The organism is Massilia sp. CCM 8734 (assembly GCF_011682155.1).
In the GTDB taxonomy this organism is placed as follows: Bacteria; Pseudomonadota; Gammaproteobacteria; order Burkholderiales; family Burkholderiaceae_D; genus Telluria_A; species Telluria_A rubra.
Genome location: NZ_WHJI01000166.1, coordinates 1 through 672, shown reverse-complemented (window position 1 = coordinate 672; position 672 = coordinate 1). Strand labels below are relative to the sequence as shown.

The 672-nt window shown below is 50.4% G+C and carries 1 protein-coding gene; it reads left to right on the top strand.

The features are described 5' to 3' along the window. Positions 1-365 precede the first annotated feature (365 nt). Entirely contained in the window at positions 366-587 is a 222-nt protein-coding gene (locus F2P46_RS36070; protein ID WP_166899316.1) for a hypothetical protein, read from the top strand. Positions 588-672 lie beyond the last annotated feature (85 nt).

The following is a 672-nucleotide window of genomic DNA, read 5'->3' as shown; positions in this document are numbered from 1 at the left end:
CATTTAATTCCGCATTGCAATAAGCGGTGGCAAGTGTAGCGCAGATTGTTAATCTTAGCTATTGGGCAAAGTTGAGGGCCGCGTCCCAGGGCCTGGCCGCTTCGGCAGGCGCTACTTCACAAAGGCCGTCCCTTCTCCGCAGTGAGCGATGGCAGTCTGCGGGCAATAAAAATTGACAAAATGCAATAATTGACAACCGCATAATTTGATGTGCTGCTCAACTTACAGCTGATAGTTTACTGTCAAACGTAAATTATTACTTCGGCGAAAGGTGATAGTTAACTTCGGTTGCCATGAACCCTATGCTCTGGCACAGTGTCACTACAGTTTCCATGTTGTAACATTATTGTTAGCAAATTAATACCATGTCCACCCAAAGCGCCGCTCAATTGAATCTACCAGTACCAGAAGTGCCCATCGAAAACGCCTCGTCGCACCAGGCGCGCAATGTCTTGATGGGTTTGTTCGACTCCACCTCGACCGCGTCAAAAGCCTATCTGGTGAACGTCGCACGTTCGCTCGCAGTCGCAGATACCATCGCCGCTTTGTCGGCGACCATGCCACGGCGGAACGGCAATTGCGGCTAGTCCGAAGCCGCACCTTTGTCGGGTAATTTTTCTGAGGACAGTTTCTCGGCATGCGTCGATGAGATCATCATCTGGCGTTGGCCTT